Raw genomic sequence first — 16,557 nt, forward strand, 5'->3', positions numbered from 1 at the left:
GAGCCACCCCGGCCCTGTGTCGCTGACGCTCGCTCATGCCATCACCCCGCTGCGTCCGGCCTCGCCGGGAGACACCCCGGCGCGGTCCCGGTGATCGGTTGGCGTCAGGCCCAGGGCGACCAGCTCGGCGCGGGCGAAGGACAGCTCCGCGGCGATGCCGGCGGCCAGCTCCGCGTCGGTGCGCGGGCGCCGCGCGGCCGGCAGCACCCCCCAGGTGTACGTCTCGACGTCGAGGTGGTCGCAGCCCGCCTCGGGCCCGGCGTAGAGCGCGGCCAGCGCGGCGCGCAGCACCGGCAGGGTGGAGCCCAGCGGCGGCTCCGGCGGGGCGTGCAGCGGCACGTGGTAGTGCACCCGCCACGGCCCGGGCAGCCGCGCGTCCAGGGCGGCGTCGAGATCGTCGGCGGCGTGGACGGGGTCGGCCGGGTCCGCCGCGCCCGCGCAGCCGGCGGCGCGGGTCTGGTGCAGGAAGCGCGGCTCCACCCAGCGGCGCAGCGCCGCCGTCGCCTCGGCGGGCGCCTCGATGGCGGCCGAGACCTGCACCTTCACCACCGGCAGGCCGGCCGCGCGCAGCCGGCGCAGCGCGTCGGCCGGCTCCTCCCAGGCGCAGGCGAGGTGAGCGAGGTCCAGGCAGACGCCGAGCCGGTCGGGGTCCAGGCCGGACAGGGCCGCGACCGCCTGGCCGCTGCTCTCCACCACGCAGCCCGGCTCCGGCTCGAAGCCGACCCGCACCGGCCGGCCGGTCTCCCGCTCGACGGCCGCGAGACCGGCCGCGAGCCGGTCGAGCCGGCGGCGGGCGGCGTCGCCCCGGGTGGCGTCCCAGGGCCGCCGCCAGGCCAGCGGCAGGGTGGAGACGGAGCCCCGGGCCGCGTCGTCGGGCAGCAGGTCGGCGAGCACCCGGGCAAGGTCCAGGGTGTACGCGAGCCGCGCCGGCGTGGTCCAGTCCGGGTGGTAGACGTCGCCCTTGACCACGGGTGCCTGGAAGGCCGCGTACGGGAAGCCGTTGAGGGTGACCACCTCCAGCCCCCGTACGGTCAGCTCGGCGCGCAGCCGGCGTCGGGCGGCCGGGTCGGCGGCCAGCGCGGCGGCGACCGGGGCGGCCAGCCACAGCCCGAGGCCGAGCAGGTCGGCGCCGAGCGCCTCGCGTACGGGCACGGCGTAGGTGTCCAGCTGGCGGAGGATGCCGGCGAGGTCCTCGGCGGGGTGCACGTTGGTGCAGTAGCCGAGGTGGACGGTGTCGCCGCCGGCGTGCCGCAGCCGCATCAGCTGCCGCCGCGCAGGATCGAGTTGCCGGCCCAGGTGCCGGTCGTCGCGTCGGCGGCGTGCTCCAGGTCCGTCAGGTCGAGCCGCCCGGACTGGCCGTAGAACTCGACCGGGTTGCGCCACAGCACCCGGTCCACGTCGTCGTCGGTGAAGCCGGCCAGCAGCATCGCCTCCCCGGTGGCCCGGGTGAGCAGCGGGTCCGAGCGCCCCCAGTCGGCCGCCGAGTTGACCAGCACCCGCTCGGTCCCGTACGCCCGCAGCAGCTCGACCATGCGCGGCGGGGACATCTTGGTGTCGGGGTAGATGGAGAAGCCCAGCCAGCAGCCGGTGTCCCGGACCAGCCCCACCGTCACCTCGTTGAGGTGGTCGAGCACCACCCGGCCCGGCTCGACCCCGGACTCGGCGACCACGGCGAGGCTGCGTTCGACGCCCCGGGCCTTGTCCCGGTGCGGGGTGTGCACCAGGGCCGGCAGGTCGTGGGCCACGGCCAGGGCGAGCTGGGCGGCGAACGCCTCGTCCTCCTCCGGCGTCATCGAGTCGTAGCCGATCTCGCCGACCGCCACCACGGCGTCCTTGTCGAGGTAGCGCGGCAGCAGGTCGAGCACCGGGCGGCAGCGCGGGTCGTTGGCCTCCTTCGGGTTCAGCGCCACCGTGGCGTGGTGGCGGATCCCGAACTGCCCGGCCCGGAACGGCTCCCAGCCGACCAGGGAGTCGAAGTAGTCGGCGAAGGAGGCGGGGCTGGTGCGGGGCTGGCCGAGCCAGAACGCCGGCTCCACCACGGCGCGTACGCCGACGGCGGCCATCCGCTCGTAGTCGTCCGTGGTCCGCGAGGTCATGTGGATGTGCGGGTCGAAGATGCGCATCAGGCCTCCTGGATTTCGCGCAGCCGGGCGAGCAGGTCGGTCGCGTCCGCCGGCATGGCCCGCCCGGCGGCCTGCCGCTCGGCGGCCAGCCCCGCGAGCATCGCGGCGAGTTCGCCGTCGGCGCGGGCGTCGAGGTCGTGCACCACGGCCAGCGGCACGCCGGTGAACACGCACTTGAGCACCGCCTGCCGCCAGGCGGCCGGGTCGAGGTGCCGGGCGTACGGGCCGAGGGCGGCGGCCAGCAGCCGGGCGTCGTTGGTGCGGATCGCGTCGTGCAGCAGCGGCGCCCCGGCCGCACCGATCGGCAGCAGCGGCAGGGCCTTGAGCACGGCCCGCTTCTCGGCGGCGTCGCCCTGCCGGTAGCGGGCCTGGACGTGCGCGGCGTGGTCGCCCGGCAGCGCGGTCAGCAGCAGGGCCCGGGCCGCCTCGTCGGCGCTCCAGCCGGGTGCCCCGGCCAGCGGTGCCCGGCCGCAGTGCCGCCCGGCGGCCGGGAAGAACCGGTCGATGGCCGCCGGTTCGGCCGCCACCCGCCGCAGCGCCGCGTCGAGCCAGTCGGGATCGGGTACGCCCCGCAGCGCGGCCCGCAGTGAATCCGGTGTCATCCCGTCTCCTCTCTCGTGCTGCCGACGTGGCCCCGTCACCGTTCCGGTCGCGCCGCCTCCTTCCCGTCGGCACCCGGTCCCGGTCGCGCCGCCTCCTTCGCGGCGGCGCGCAGGAAATCGAGCGAGCGGGCCGCGACGGCGGGGGCGGCGTGCGAGTGGCGGGGCAGCTCCACGGCGACCAGTCCCCGGTAGCCGGCGTCGCCCAGGGCGCGCAGCACGGGCGGGAAGTCGATCTCGCCGGTGCCGAACTCCAGGTGCTCGTGCACGCCCCGGCGCATGTCGTCGATCTGCACGTTGACCAGGTGCGCGGCCACCTCGCGTACGCACTCGGGGACCGGCCGCGGCTCCAGGCAGCGGCAGTGACCGATGTCGAGGGTGATGCCGAAGCGGGCCGGATCGCCGAGCGCGCCGCGCAGCCGGCGCCAGCCGGCGATGTCCTCGACCAGCATGCCCGGCTCCGGCTCGAAGCCGAGGGTCGTCCCGACCGTCTCGGCGGCGTCGAGGACCGTGGCGCAGCCGGCGACCAGCCGGTCCCAGGCGGTCGCCGGTTCGACGTTCTCCGGTCGGACGCCCGCCCAGAAAGAGACGGCCTCCGCACCCAGGTCGGCGCCGATCCGCACGGCCCGGCGCAGGAACTCGACGCGCCGCGCCGGGTCGTCGTGCAGCAGCGTCGGGGCGTGCTTGTGCCACGGGTCGAGCAGGTAGCGGGCGCCGGTCTCGACGACCACGGCGAGGTCGAGCGCCGCGAGCCGGCGGGCGACCGCGGCCACCCGGCGGGCCAGCGCGGGCGCGAACGGGTCGAGGTGGTCGTGGTCCAGGGTGAGCGCCACGCCCTGGTAGCCCAGGTCGGCGACGACGGCGAGCGCGTCGGTCAGCCGGTGGTTGGCGAACCCGTTGGTCCCGTAGCCGAAGCGCGGGCCGTCGCCGCCCCGGTCGCCCGCGCCGGCCGCCGCCCCGCCCCGGTGGGCGGTCACGTCGGGGAGACCTTCCGGGCCAGCCGGCCGCCGAGCGGCGCGGCCGCCGCCACCGCCAGCCCCAGCAGCCCGGCTCCGGCGCGTGCGGCGAGGGCGCCCTGCAACGCGGGCAGCCCGGTGATCCCGGCTCCCACCGCCGCCCGCACCCGGCCGGCGCAGGGGTCGGCCGCCGCCCGGGCCTGGGCCGCGCCGTAGCGGACCGCGTACCAGCCGGCCAGCAGCGCCGGCAGCGCGGCGGCGACGCCGGGCTCGGGCCGCGGGGCGCGATCGGGCACGCCGGTGGGCGTGGCGCGGGTCGCGGCCCGGGGGCGGCGGCCCGGCCGGGCCCGGTCGGGGCGCGGCCGGACGGCGGCGCTCGCGGCGACCAGGGCGGTTCCGGCGAGGGTGCGCAGCGGCAGCGCGGCGTCGGCGCCGGTGACCTCCCGGCGGGAGAGCGCGGTGACCGTCCACGTGTGCGCGGCCACGGTGACCGCCGCCGGCACCGCCCGCAGCGCCCGTCCGCCCGTCGCACCGAGCAGCACGTCCAGCCCTCGGCAGGCGGCCATCACGGCCGGCCCGGCGGGCGTGTCCTTCGCCGCCAGGTCGTACCCCCAGACGGCGGCGGCGAGGCCGACGGCGACCGTCGCGGCGCGCCGGCCCCCGGCGGCGGTGGCCAGCGCGACCCCGGCGGCGGTGAGGCCGGCGGCGAGGCCGAGCGCGGCCCCCGGGGCCACCCGGCCGCTGGGGATGGGCCGCTCGGGGCGTTCGACGGCGTCGAGCCGGCGGTCGGCCCAGTCGTTGGCGGCCATCCCCGCCCAGTAGAGCAGGACGGACGCGGCGGCCAGCGCGGGCGTACGCCGCCCGAGCGTGCCGGCGGCCGCCGCCCCGGCGACGACGTCCCCGGGCACCGACAGCGCGGCCGGCGCCCGGACCAGTTCGGCGAGGTCAGCGACGCGCGGCATCGGCGCCTCCCGCGTGCAGCCGCTGGGCGAAGCCGCACAGCCGGGTCCACTGGTCGGCCAGCGAGTGGGTGGGCGTGCCGAACGGGTCCTTGAAGAAGAAGGCGAGGTCGGTCAGGGGGCCGGCGTGGCCGGCGGCGTGCGCGGCGGCGGTGAGTCGGGCCAGGTCGAGCACGAGGGGCGCGGCCAGGGCGGAGTCGCAGCCGTGCCAGGTGAACTCCATCCGCATCCCCGTACCGAGGAACCCGTCGAACGTGATCAGGTCCCAGGCGGTCTTGAAGTCGCCCAGCGCCTCGACGTACTCGATCCGGGTGCCGCCCTGCGGCAGGTGGCCGAGGGTCTCGCCGAGCACCCGCTGCTTGCTCTCCGCCTTGGCCGCGTTGGCCGCCGGGTCCGTGAGGGTGGCGCCGTCGCCGCCGCCGAGCAGGTTGATCCCGGACCAGGAGCGCACCGCCAGGTGCCGCATCGCGAACATCGGCGCGAGCACGGACTTGACCAGGGTCTCCCCCGTCTTGCCGTCGTGCCCGGCGTACGGGATCCCGCCCTCGGCTGCCAGCGCCACCAGGGCCGGCAGCCGCAGCCCGGTGGACGGGGTGAAGTCGACGTACGGGCAGCCCGCCCGCACCGCCGCGTACGCGTAGAGGGAGCTGGGCGGCAGCACCTCGTCGCCACCGGCGAGCGCGGCCCGCAGCGCGTCCGGGTCGGCGTGCCCCGGGTGCGGGCGGGCGGCGGGTTCGGTGGCCGAGACGTTGACCACCACCACCCGGTCCAGCCCGTGCCGGCGGCGGAAGTCGGTGAGGTCGCGTACGGTCGCGGCGGCCCGGTCCGCCTGGGTGCCGGCGGCAGGGGCCGGGCGCAGCTCGCGTTCGACGGTGGCCAGCTCGTCGGGGAGGGCGGCGACCAGCCGACCGGGCAGCACGCCGGCGGCGGCCAGCGCCTCGGCCCGCTTCGCCAGCGGGGTGGTCACGACGTCGTGCCCGCCGAAGACCAGGTCGGTGAAGGCCGGCAGGGCGGGGCCCCGCAGGTCGGGCAGCTCGGTGACGCAGCCGGTCGGGCCGGTGAGCCCGGACCGCAGGGCGAGCGCCCCCACGATGCTGGTGGTCGCGACCGAGCCGCGCGCTCCCACCAGCCAGACACCCGTACGCATGGTGCTCCTTCCCGATCAGGAGGAACCAGCCGTGCATTGAGTTACATAGATATCAGAAGTTTGTTCAGAAAGATACGGATCTATGCGGATGGGCCCCGTCCGCCGGCCCGCCCCGGGAGGTGCCCACCGGTCCGGTGTCGACGTCGGCGGCGACGACCCCGGCCCGGTTCCCGGCGCGGGCACGGACGGACGGGGCTGGCAGGCAGGGCCGGTCGGCGTCTCGTCCCTGCCTCCCCCGCATCCGCCGGTCGGGACGACGGCACGCGCCGACCGGACGTCGTGGGGTGACACGCCCGGCGGGGTCGCCGGGTGGTGACGGTCCTCCGGTGCGACCGGGGAATCCCGGTCCGGCCGCACCGGACGACCGTTCTGCTCGTGCGTCACCGGGCCACGCCGGCCCGGCCGCACGCCCTCCGGTGCCGACCTCGTCCCGGCCGCGGGGCGCAACCGCGGCCGGTCCCTCGCCGGTCGGCGCCGGAGTCGGCTCAGGCGGCGACCGTGGCCAGGGCCGGCTCCACCTCGGTCCACGAGGAGCCGAGCTCCGCCGACCGGGTCACCGCGTCCAGCACGAGCTGGACCTGCAACCCGTCGACGAAGGACGGGGCCGGATCGACGCCGGTGGCGACGGCCTCGACGAAGTCCCGCATCTGGTGGGTGAAGGAGTGCTCGTAGCCGATGAGGTGGCCGGGCGGCCACCAGGCGGACATGTACGGGTGCTCCCCCTCGGTCACCAGGATGCGGCTGAACCCCTGCTCGGCGGCGGGCCGCGTCGCGTCGTAGAACTCCAGCTCGTTGAGGCGCTCCAGGTCGAAGGCCACCGTGCCCAGCGAGCCGTTGATCTCCACCCGGAGGGCGTTCTTGCGTCCGGTGGCGAACCGGCTCGCCTCGTACGTCGCCAGCACGCCGCCGTCGAGCCGGGCCACGAAGACCGCCGCGTCGTCGACGGTGACCGCCCCGGTGGCCGGGCGGTGGCCGTCGGCACCGAGGCCGTCGACCGCCGCCCCGTCCACCGTCGCCACCAGCCCGCTCGACCCGGCCGGCAGCGGCCGTTCCCTGACGAACGTCTCGGTGACCGCGCTGACCCCGGTGATGCGCCGGCCGGTGACGTACTGGGTCAGGTCGATGATGTGCGCCCCGATGTCGCCGAGCGCGCCGGAGCCGGCCCTGTCCCGCTGCAACCGCCAGACCAGGGGGAACTGCGGGTCCACGATCCAGTCCTGCAGGTACGTCGCCCGGACGTGCCGGATCACCCCGAGCCGCCCGTCGGCGACGAGCTGGCGCATCATCGCGACCGCGGGCACCCGTCGGTAGTTGAACCCGCACATCGACCGCACCCCGGCGGCCTGCGCGGTGACCGCCGCGGCGGCCATCGCCCGGGCCTCGGAGACCGTGTTGGCCAGCGGCTTCTCGCACAGCACGTGCTTGCCGGCGGCCAGCGCGGCGAGAGCGATCTCGGCGTGGCTGTCGCCCGGCGTGCAGACGTCGACCACGTCGATGTCGTCCCGGGCGATCAGCTCGCGCCAGTCGGTCGTGGACGCGTCCCAGCCGAGCCGGTCGGCGGCGTCGGCCACCTTCCCGGCGTCCCGGCCGCAGATCAGCGACATCCGGGCCCGCGCCGGCAGGTCGAACACCCGGTTCACGGTGCGCCACGCCTGCGAGTGCGCGGCGCCCATGAACGCGTAGCCGACCATGCCGACCCGCAGTTCTCTGTCTGTCGTGGACAAGGTGGGTCTCCCCCCGTGTATCAGAACCCGAGCTTGAGGTAGTTGCCCGCGTTCTCCTTGGTGATCGTCTCGGAGGCGAGGATGATCTCCTTGGGCACCTGGAGTTCCACCAGGTCGGACATGCCCTTGCCCTGGCCGATCAGGCGGGCCAGGGAGACGGCCGAGGAGGCCATCGAGGGGCTGTAGGTCACCGTCGCCTTGAGCACCGTGTTGTCGGCCTGGATGTCCTCCATCGCCTTCTTCGAGCCGGCGCCGCCGACCATGAAGAACTCCTTGCGGCCGCTCTGGCTGACCGCGGCCAGTACGCCGATGCCCTGGTCGTCGTCGTGGTTCCAGAGCGCGTCGATCTTCGGCAGGGCCTGGAGCAGCTGCGCCGCCTCCTGCTGCCCGGAGTCGGCCGTGAACCGGGCCGCCCGGCGGTTGGCGACCTTGAAGCCGCTCGCCGTCAAGGTGTCGACGAAGCCCTTCGACCGTTCCTGGGTCAGCTCCAGCTCGTCCATGCCGGCGATCTCGCCGATCACCGGGTTGCTGATGCCCTTGGCCTTGAACTGCTCGATCATGTAGGTGGCGGCGGCCACGCCCATGCCGTAGTTGTCGCCCTTGATCTGGAGCCGGTAGGCCCGCGCGTCGGGGAAGGCCCGGTCCAGGTTGACCACCGGGACGCCGGCCTTCATCGCCTCCAGGCCGAACGCGTTGAGCTCCTTGCCGTCGTGCGGCAGCAGCACGATCACGTCGGGCTTCTGCGAGATCAGCGTGGACAGCGCCGCCCGCTGGGCCGCCGCGTCCGCGCCGGCCTCGACCGACTTGAACTCCACGTCGGAGTACGCCCCGGCCTGCGCCTTGGCGTTGTTGGTGATGGCGGCGATCCAGCCGTGGTCCGCGGCCGGGGCGGAGAAGCCGATGACGACCCGCTTGCCGGGCTCGCTGTTGCCGCCCGGGGCGGCCGCCGCCTTGGTCTGCGCCTCGGTCGGCTGGGCTTCGTTGCTGGTGCAGCCGGCGAGCAGCACGCCGGCGCCGACGGCGGCCCCGCCGAAGAGCAGCCGGCGGCGCGACATGTCGCGACTGTGCTGGGTCATGACGACCTCCTGGGTTGACGGTGGTGGAGGAAATCTCGCGGTGCGGGACGGGAAAGAGCGTGCGGGGCCCGGCCACCGTCACTCGGGTGGCCCGGATGCCGCACGGTCGGTGCGGTGCGGATCAGGTGGTGAGCCGGTTGCGGCCCAGGAACTGGGTGAGGCTGCGGAACTGGACCTGCTGGACCAGGACGGCGGCCACGATGATGCCGCCCTTGACCATGTTCTGGGCCTCCGTGGAGAGGCCGTTGATGGCGAAGAGGTTGGTGATGGTGGCGAAGATGACCACCCCGAGCAGGGAACCGATGATGGTGCCCCGCCCGCCGCTGAGCAGCGTGCCGCCGATGATCGCGGCGGCGATCGCGTCCAGCTCGTAGAGGTTCGCCATCGCCGCCTGCGCCGAGTTCGCCTGGGCGGTGAGCATGATGGCGGCGATCCCGCAACAGAGGCCGGAGAGCGCGTAGAGCAGCACGGTGTGCCGCCGGACGTTGATCCCGGCGAGCCGGGCCGCCTCCGGGTTGCCGCCGACGGCGACCGTACGCCGACCGAAGGTGGTGCGGTTGAGCAGCACCCAGCCGGCGGCGACCACGGCGGCGAGGATGTAGACCAGCAGCGGGATGCCCAGCAGGCTGTTGCTGGCGAGGCCGTTGATGAAGCCGTTGTCCGACACCTGGGTCTGCTTGTCGGAGATCTCGGCGGCCAGCCCCCGGGCCGCCACCAGCATGGCGAGGGTGGCGATGAACGGCACCAGCCGGCCGTACGAGATGAGCAGCCCGTTGACCAGCCCGACCGCCAGCCCGACGGTGAGCGCGCTGAAGATCATGCCGCCGGCGCCGTAGCTCTGGGTGGCCACCGTGGTGCACCAGACGCCGGCCAGCGCCACGATCGCGCCGACGGAGAGGTCGATGCCGCCGCCGATGATCACGAAGGTCATGCCGACGGTGACCACGCCGACCACGGCCGCCAGCTTGAGGATGCTCAGGACGTTGTCCCACACCCAGTCGGGGTTGGAGTAGAGGTCGGAGCGGGTGAGGGCGCCGATCACGACGAGCACGGCCAGCACCCCGATCAGGCCGAGGTTGCGGCGGACGCCCTCGCCGCCGTCCCCCCGCCACCAGGAGATCCGGCCCGGTGCCGCGACCTTGTCGACGGCCGCCGCGGTCTGCGCCGGGTCCACCGGCGGCGACTGCGCCGGCAGTTGCGCCGCCCGCTGGGGCGCCACGGTGGGAGTAGGACCCTCGGTCATGCCGGTGCGCCTTCCATCAGGGACCCCGCCATGACGAGGTCGAGCACGGTGTTCTCGTCGAGTTCGCCGGCCGGGGCCTCGCGGACGACCCGCCCCTCCCGCATCACCAGCACCCGGTCGGCCAGGCCGAGCACCTCCGGGACCTCGCTGGAGACCAGCAGCACCCCGACGCCGCGCGCGGCCAGCCCCCGGATCACCTGGTAGAGCTCCGCCCGGGCGCCGACGTCGACGCCCCGGGTCGGCTCGTCGAGCAGCAGCAGCCGGGTGTCGCCGAGCAGCCAGCGGCCGACCACCACCTTCTGCTGGTTGCCGCCGGAGAGGGTGCGCACCGGCCGGCGTACGTCGCGGGGACGCAGCTCCAGGCTCTCGGCGATCCGGTCCGCCTCGGCCCGTTCCCGCCCGGCGTCGGTGAACCCGGCGCGGGCGTAGCGGGCGAAGGTCGCCAGGGTCACGTTGCGGTAGATCGGCTCGCCCAGCAGCAGCGCCTGGCTCTTGCGCTCCTCGGGGGCCATCCCCATGCCGGCCCGCACCGCCGCGCCGACGCTGCCGGGGCGCAGCGCCCGACCGGCCATCCGCACCGAGCCGGCCTCGGCACGACGCGCGCCGTAGATGGTCTCCAGCAGCTCGGAACGGCCCGAGCCGACCAGTCCGGCGATGCCGACGATCTCGCCGGCCCGGACCCTGAGCGAGACGTCGGCGAACTCGCCGGCCCGGGTCAGCCCCTCGACCGTGAGCAGCTCCGCGCCGTCGGCCGCGTCGGCCGGGCGGTCCGGGAAGACGTACTCGATGGTGCGGCCGGTCATCCGGCTGACCAGGTCTCGGGTCGGGGTGTCGCGGGCCGGCAGGTTCGCCGCCGTGGTCCGGCCGTCCTTGAGTACGGTGACCCGGTCGCCGATCTCGCGGATCTCCTCCAGCCGGTGCGAGATGTAGATGACGGCGATGCCCTGCGCCGTCAGCTCCCGGATGATCCGGAAGAGGTTGCCGACCTCGTCGTGGGCCAGTACGGCGCTCGGCTCGTCCATGATGATCAGCCGCGCCTCGTGGGAGAGCGCGCGGGCCATGCTGACGATCTGCTTGCCGGCGGCGGGCAGCGCGCGCACCATCCGTCCGGGCGGGATCTCGGCGTGGCCGAGCCGCCCGAGGATCTGCCGGGTGTGCCGGGCCATGGCGCCCCGCCGCACGAAGCCGAGCCGGCGCGGCTCGTGGCCGAGGAAGGCGTTCTCGCCGACCGAGAGGTCCTCGACCAGGTCGAGTTCCTGGTAGATGGTGGCGATGCCGGCGCGCATGGCGGCCTGCGGGTTGGCGAAGGCGACCGGTTCGCCCCGCCACTCGACCCGCCCCGAGTCGGGCCGGTGCACCCCGGCGAGCACCTTGATCAGGGTGGACTTGCCGGCGCCGTTCTGCCCGAGCAGGCAGTGCACCTCGCCGGCACGCACCTCCAACTGCACCCCGTCCAGGGCCCGTACGCCCGGGAAGGTCTTGACCACGTCGGTGAGGCGCAGCACCACCTCGCCCGCGACGGCGTCGGCGGGCGCCTCGACCAGCGGGGCGCCGGCGGGGACGGCATCCGCCGGCCCGGCGGCCGGCTCCTCGGATCGGGCCACGGTCTCCTCCTCGCGCTCGCTCACGATGCCGTCTCCGTTCGCGACTGCGGGGCTCGCAAACCCGGCTCACTCCTCGCGCTCACGATGCCTCCCCGAAGGCGACGTCGCTGGCGAGCACGGCCGCGCCGGCCACACCGGCGCGCGGGCCGAGTTCGGAGAGGACGACGGGAAGGTTGCCGGTGGCCAGCGGCAGCGACCGGCGGTAGACGACGCTGCGGATCTCGGCGAGGAGGATGTGCCCGAGCTGGGCGAGCCCGCCGCCGATCACGATCATCGACGGATTGGTGAAGCTGACCAACCCGGCCAGGACCCCACCCACCCGCCGACCCCCGTCGCGGATCAACTGGATGCAGGTCACGTCCCCCTCGACGGCGCCCCCGGCGACGTCCAGCGCGGTCACCGCGCCGCGCGCGGCGAGCCGTTCGGCCAGCGCGGGCGACACCCCGCTGCGCGCGGCGGCGGTCGCGTCCTTGGCCAGCGCGGCCCCGCTGAACAGCGCCTCCAGGCAGCCGACGTTGCCGCAGGAGCACATCGGGCCGTGCGCGTCGACCTGGATGTGGCCGATGTCGCCGGCGCAACCGTCGGTGCCCCGGTAGACCTCGCCGCTGAGGTAGATCCCGCACCCTATTCCGGTGCCGATCTTCACGAAGAGGAAGTCGTCCACGGAGTGGGCGACCCCGCCGTGCCGCTCCCCGATCGCCATGATGTTGACGTCGTTGTCGACCACCGCCGGGCAGCCGTGCTCGCGGGTGAGCAGTTCGCGCACCGGGAACCGGTCCCACCCCGGCATGATCGGCGGGGAGACCGGCACGCCGTCGCGGAAGCTGACCGGGCCGGGCACCCCGATGCCGACGGCGTCGAGCCGGTCGTAGGCACCGTCCACCCGGGCCTTGTGCAGCAACTCGTTGACCCGCTGGAGGATCACCTTCGGGCCGGTGCGGATGTCGGCCGCCTCGGCGTACGCGGCGACCGGCTCCAGCCGGCCGTTGACCACCTCGACGTCGATGGAGCTGGCGCCGAGGTCGACGGCGGCGAAGCGCAGGCGCGGGCTCAGCTCGACGAGGGTGGAGCGGCGACCGCCCCGGGAGGCGGCCAGCCCCGCCTCGGCGACGTAGCCGAGGGTGACGAGCCGTTCCAGCTCCGCCAGCAGTCGGGGGCGGGGCATCTGCAACCGGTCGCCCAGCTCGGCCCGGGACACCGCCCCCTCGTCACGGAGCAGCCGCAGCAGCCGTACGTGCAGGGGGTCGACCGTCCGCACCGGACTCACCTCTTCGCGGGCTCGTTCACATCGACGTGATGCCGAGATGTCGTGCCGACACAGTAGGAGTGTTCCGTGTCACGTGTCCAGAGCTTCGGCCGATCTGACGCGAACTTTCGTCCGTTCGAACAAAAGCCTTTGGCGGATCAGGAAAAGCTCGCCGCCCGACGCAGACCAACGCGACCTCGGACATTGCGACCGGGGCAGAGACCGCAGATCAGGACGAAAGGGCGGTCGACGGTGCGGGATCGCGAGGGAGCCGGAAAGGACCGGAGCCGCCCCGCCACCCTGGCGGGTGGCGGGGCGGCGGAACGGCGGGCGGAGATGGGGCTCAGCGCCGGTTGGCGGCGTTGCGCTTCTTCTTGAGCTTGCGGTCGTCGCGCAGCTCGACGTACGGCTCCTCGTCCGGGGAGTGGCCCGCCTCGATGGCGCGGCTGCGCTCCAGCTCGGCGTCGAACTCCGCGCCGAGGAGGATCGCGATGTTGCTCAGCCACAGCCAGATCAGGAAGATGATCACACCGGCGAGCGCCCCGTACGTCTTGTTGTACGAGCCGAAGTTGCTGACGTAGAGCGCGAACAGGCCCGAGATCACCAACCAGATGACCACGGCCAGTACGCCGCCCGGGCTGACCCAGCGGAAGCCGCCGTGCCGGGCGTTCGGCGACGCCCAGTAGAGGATCGCGAACATCAGGCTCACCAGGAGCAGCAGCACCGGCCACTTGGCGATGTTCCACACCGTCACCGCAGTGGAGCCCAGCCCGATCGCCTCCCCGACCTGCTCGGCGAGGCCGCCGGTGAAGACCACGATCACCGCGCTGGCCAGCAGCATCACGCCGACCACCGCGGTCACCCCGACGCGGATCGGCAGCGTCTTCCAGATCGGGCGCCCCTCCGGCACGTCGTAGATGGTGTTGGAGGCCCGCATGAACGCGGCGATGTAACCCGACGCCGACCAGAACGCGGCCAGCAGACCGAGGATGGCGGCAAAGCCGGCGAACCCGCCGCTCTGCTGCGCCTGGTCGATCGCCCCCTCGACGATCTGCCGGATCTCCCCCTGCGGGACCGCCTGGTTGACGGTGTCCTTGACGCCCTGCGTGGCGCCCGGGCCGAGCAGGCCGAGGATCGAGACCAGCACCAGCAGGCCGGGGAAGATGGAGAGCACCCCGTAGTACGTCAGGGCCGCCGCCCAGTCGGTCAGGCTGTCGTCCTGGAACTCCCGCACCGTGCGGCGCAGCGCGGCCTTCCAGCCGGCGCCCGGCAGCTCGGCCGGGCTGTCGGGCCCCTCGTCGGGCCCGACCGGGCCGCGACCCGGGCGGTGCCGCTCGGCACGAACGGGGTCGGATCGCCGGTCCGCGCGGCCCGTCCGGCGGTCGCCCACCCGGCCGGCGGGCACCGCCCCGGAATCGTCGCGGTCGCGCCCGCTGCGGGTGGAGGACTCGTCGGAGGCCATCGCCCCTCCTCGTGGTCGGCGTCAGTCTCCTCGACATGCCCAGGCAGCGGCCACCGTTAACCCCTAGCCGTAGAGCAACCTGCCCATCCGGCGCGAGGCGACCAGCAGCCCCAGGACCATCGCCGCGAGCAGGTAGAGCACGTCGAGCACCCATTCCCAGCCGGCCGCTCCCACCGAGACGCCACGGATGAGGTGCACCGCGCGGTAGAGCGGGGTCACCTCCACCGCCCAGCGCAGCGCGGCCGGGTAGGACTCGGCGGGGACGAACGTGCCGGAGAAGAGGAAGAGGGTGAACTGGGCCGCCGACATCAGATCGAAGTCGTGCCAGCTGCGCATGAAGGTGGTGATCGCCATCCCCAGCGCGCCGAAGGCGAAGCCGACCAGCACGGCCGCCGGGAAGGCGACCAGTGCCCGCACCGCGGTGGTCAGCTCCATCGCCACCATCACCACCAGGAAGGCGGCCGAGTAGGCGCTGCCGCGCAGCATCGCCCAGAGCAGCTCGCCCACCGCGATCTCGAACGGCTGCACGGGGGTGGCGATCACCCCGTCGTACAGCTTCATCTGCTTCATCTTCCCGAAGAAGTTGAAGGTCGTCTCCGACAGCGCGCCGGACATCGCCGACGACGCGAGCATGGCCGGCGCGACGAACGCCGCGTAGCTGACGACCCCGCCGCCGGCGAGCGTGAGGTCGCCGACCAGCGTGCCGACCCCGACACCGATGGAGAGCAGGTAGAGCAGCGGCTCCACGAAACCGGAGACGAGCAGCAGCCAGTAGACGGCCTTCAGGGCCGCGACGTTGCGCTCGGCCACGGAGACCGACCGGCGGGACGCGGCGGAGACGGCGACCAGCCGGGGCAGGACGAGACCGACCACTGCGACCCTCCTAGACGACCAGCCGGCGACGGAACGCGCGACGGGCCAGCAGCCAGCCGCCGACCGCCCAGGCCGCGAGGTAGAGCAGGTGGCCGGCGACCGACCACTGCGGGGCGACGCCGAGCGACGCCGCCCGGCACAGGTCGACGCCGTGCCAGAGCGGGGTCGCGTACGCCAGCCAGCGCAGCGCCAGGGGCAGCGACTCGACGGGGAAGAACACGCCGGCGAAGAGCGTCATCGGGATCACCGCGAAGCGGAGCAGCATCGCCAGCCAACTGTCGACCGAGACCACCGACGCGTACGCGAAGGTCGGCGCGGCGACGGCCAGCCCGAGCAGTGCCGTCACCGGCAGCGCGGCGAGTGCCCACGGCGACCGCAGCGCCCCGAACAGGGCCGTCACCAGCAGGAACGCCGCGACGGTGGTGACCACCCGGAACACCACGAAGGCCAGGTGCCCGCCGAGGATGTCGCCCACCCGCAGCGGCGCCGCGCTCTGCGCGAAGTAGGTCTTGACCCACTGGAAGTTGCCGAACACCGGCCACGTCGACTCGCTGACGGCCGTCTGCAACGCCGTCGACGCGATCAGGCCGGGCACGATCCAGTCCAGGTAGGACACGCCGCCGATGCCCTGGTCGATGTAGGAGCCGACGCCGAACCCGAACCCGACCACGGTCAGCACCGGCAGCAGGAACGACGAGAAGAGCCCCGCCCGCCAGGTGCGCCGGTAGCCGACGAGATGGTGCGCCAGCACCGCGAGCGCCGGCACCCGCGGCAGCGCCGGACGCGCCCGTTCCCGCGCCGACCGCGCCACGCTCACGCGACCACCCCCGTCTGGCTCCGCGCCCACCACGACCTTCCTACCTCGCGGGTACGACAGGCCGTAGCCACCCTACGGCGAACCGGCGCCGTCGTCCGTCAGCGTTGCCGGGCCGTACGGAGCAGCGCCAGCACCGCGTAGCCGAGCAGCAGCAGCCCGGCCCCCGTGCCGACGACGAGCCCCGCCGGCACCGCCGTGGCGAGCGCGGTGACCAGCCCGGCCAGGGCGACGACGCACATCGCCGCCCCGAGCGGTCGCAGCAGCGGGTCGCGCAGCACCGGCACGAGGGGGAAGAAGTGCAGTCCCACCACGGCGCAGACCAGCACCGGGATGTACTCCGACCACCCGACGAGGGCCAGCACGACGGCGCCGAGCCCGGCGGCGGCGACCTCGGCGAGGACGATCAGGAGGTAGCGACGGTCGGCGGCGCGGTCGTGGGCGACGGCGCCCCGGCTGCGGGCCACGACGACGGCGCCGACCACCGCCGTGACCAGGGCCGCGCCGCTCGCGACCACCAGCAGGGCGCGCAGCGGCTGCTCGGCGGCCGGCACGCTGAACCAGATCGTCGCGAAGACGCCCAGGTAGAGCGCGGCGAGCCCGGCCTGGCGGCGGGACTGGAACTCCAACCTCGACATGACACCCCCGTGTGCGTCGCCGGGCGGGAGACGTGCCGCCGGCCCGCCGATGCTACGTAACGACCGGCACCGCCGCACCCGCCGGCCACGACC

Annotated in this window: 15 protein-coding genes; all 15 read right to left on the reverse strand. The window is 74.5% G+C overall.

Features of this window, described 5'->3' with window-relative positions:
- Positions 1-33: 33 nt before the first annotated feature.
- The 15 genes from eboE to ACFHW0_RS02690 all read right to left on the reverse strand — a co-directional run bounded on the left by eboE (position 34) and on the right by ACFHW0_RS02690 (position 16,464).
- Positions 34-1,260 (reverse strand): metabolite traffic protein EboE, encoded by a 1,227-nt coding sequence (gene eboE / locus ACFHW0_RS02620; RefSeq protein WP_416605188.1) that lies wholly within the window; start codon positions 1,258-1,260, stop codon positions 34-36.
- Positions 1,260-2,123, reverse strand: coding sequence for a TatD family hydrolase (locus ACFHW0_RS02625; protein WP_416605189.1), 864 nt, complete (start codon positions 2,121-2,123; stop codon positions 1,260-1,262). The genes eboE and ACFHW0_RS02625 overlap by 1 nt, the downstream gene beginning before the upstream one ends.
- Positions 2,123-2,725, reverse strand: a complete 603-nt coding sequence (locus ACFHW0_RS02630) for an EboA domain-containing protein (RefSeq protein ID WP_416605190.1) — start codon at positions 2,723-2,725, stop codon at positions 2,123-2,125. Before ACFHW0_RS02630 ends, ACFHW0_RS02625 begins: the two co-directional genes overlap by 1 nt.
- A gap of 35 nt (positions 2,726-2,760) precedes the next feature.
- Positions 2,761-3,699, reverse strand: coding sequence for a sugar phosphate isomerase/epimerase family protein (locus ACFHW0_RS02635; RefSeq protein ID WP_416605192.1), 939 nt, complete (start codon positions 3,697-3,699; stop codon positions 2,761-2,763).
- Positions 3,696-4,640 (reverse strand): SCO3242 family prenyltransferase, encoded by a 945-nt coding sequence (locus tag ACFHW0_RS02640; protein WP_416605194.1) that lies wholly within the window; start codon positions 4,638-4,640, stop codon positions 3,696-3,698. Before ACFHW0_RS02640 ends, ACFHW0_RS02635 begins: the two co-directional genes overlap by 4 nt.
- Positions 4,624-5,784, reverse strand: coding sequence for an inositol-3-phosphate synthase (locus tag ACFHW0_RS02645; RefSeq protein WP_416605196.1), 1,161 nt, complete (start codon positions 5,782-5,784; stop codon positions 4,624-4,626). The genes ACFHW0_RS02640 and ACFHW0_RS02645 overlap by 17 nt, the downstream gene beginning before the upstream one ends.
- Before the next feature lie 485 nt (positions 5,785-6,269).
- On the reverse strand, positions 6,270-7,475 hold the full coding sequence (locus tag ACFHW0_RS02650; RefSeq protein ID WP_416605251.1) for a Gfo/Idh/MocA family protein: 1,206 nt from the start codon (positions 7,473-7,475) through the stop codon (positions 6,270-6,272).
- 53 nt (positions 7,476-7,528) lie between these two features.
- Positions 7,529-8,584: a substrate-binding domain-containing protein gene (locus ACFHW0_RS02655; RefSeq protein ID WP_416605198.1), complete on the reverse strand. Its 1,056-nt coding sequence runs from the start codon at positions 8,582-8,584 to the stop codon at positions 7,529-7,531.
- A 121-nt stretch (positions 8,585-8,705) separates the two neighbouring features.
- Complete coding sequence (locus tag ACFHW0_RS02660) at positions 8,706-9,827, reverse strand: ABC transporter permease (protein ID WP_416605200.1); 1,122 nt, start codon at positions 9,825-9,827, stop codon at positions 8,706-8,708.
- On the reverse strand, positions 9,824-11,335 hold the full coding sequence (locus ACFHW0_RS02665) for a sugar ABC transporter ATP-binding protein (protein WP_416605252.1): 1,512 nt from the start codon (positions 11,333-11,335) through the stop codon (positions 9,824-9,826). Before ACFHW0_RS02665 ends, ACFHW0_RS02660 begins: the two co-directional genes overlap by 4 nt.
- Before the next feature lie 175 nt (positions 11,336-11,510).
- Complete coding sequence (locus ACFHW0_RS02670; protein WP_416605202.1) at positions 11,511-12,689, reverse strand: ROK family protein; 1,179 nt, start codon at positions 12,687-12,689, stop codon at positions 11,511-11,513.
- 331 nt (positions 12,690-13,020) lie between these two features.
- On the reverse strand, positions 13,021-14,139 hold the full coding sequence (locus ACFHW0_RS02675; protein WP_416605203.1) for a YihY/virulence factor BrkB family protein: 1,119 nt from the start codon (positions 14,137-14,139) through the stop codon (positions 13,021-13,023).
- Positions 14,140-14,202: 63 nt separating this feature from the next.
- Positions 14,203-15,012: an ABC transporter permease gene (locus tag ACFHW0_RS02680; protein ID WP_416605204.1), complete on the reverse strand. Its 810-nt coding sequence runs from the start codon at positions 15,010-15,012 to the stop codon at positions 14,203-14,205.
- A 10-nt stretch (positions 15,013-15,022) separates the two neighbouring features.
- Entirely contained in the window at positions 15,023-15,823 is an 801-nt protein-coding gene (locus ACFHW0_RS02685) for an ABC transporter permease (protein ID WP_416605253.1), read from the reverse strand.
- Positions 15,824-15,927: 104 nt separating this feature from the next.
- Positions 15,928-16,464 carry a hypothetical protein gene (locus ACFHW0_RS02690; RefSeq protein WP_416605205.1) on the reverse strand — a complete coding sequence of 179 codons (537 nt, stop codon included), beginning with the start codon at positions 16,462-16,464 and terminating at the stop codon, positions 15,928-15,930.
- Positions 16,465-16,557 lie beyond the last annotated feature (93 nt).

Origin of the sequence: Micromonospora sp. LOL_025 (assembly GCF_048060285.1) — a bacterium.
Lineage (GTDB): Bacteria > Actinomycetota > Actinomycetes > Mycobacteriales > Micromonosporaceae > Micromonospora.